The organism is Bacillus sp. SIMBA_074 (genome assembly GCF_046534555.1).
Lineage (GTDB): Bacteria > Bacillota > Bacilli > Bacillales > Bacillaceae_G > Bacillus_A > Bacillus_A mycoides.
In genome coordinates, this window is sequence record NZ_JAWRYM010000440.1 from 1 (window position 1) to 276 (window position 276).

1 protein-coding gene is annotated in these 276 nt (G+C 44.9%); it reads left to right on the forward strand.

Annotated elements, in window-relative coordinates:
• Nucleotides 1-17 precede the first annotated feature (17 nt).
• Nucleotides 18-276: NAD(P)/FAD-dependent oxidoreductase (locus SB773_RS31500; RefSeq protein WP_410594238.1), on the forward strand; the 259-nt coding region annotated here is incomplete at its 3' end.

Consider the following 276-nt stretch of genomic DNA (forward strand, 5'->3'; position numbering starts at 1 on the left):
GCTTTGGATTGAATTTTCTGCAAAAGGACGAGCAAATCTACGACATTACGATCATTGGTGGAGGCCCGGCCGGATTGTTCACTGCTTTTTATGGTGGCATGCGCCAGGCAAGTGTAAAAATCATAGAGAGCATGCCTCAGCTTGGTGGACAATTGTCTGCTCTTTATCCGGAGAAGTACATATATGATGTAGCCGGATTCCCAAAGGTTTTGGCACAGGATTTGATCAATAATCTGAAAGATCAGATTTCACGCTTTCAGCAAACGGTTTGCCTGG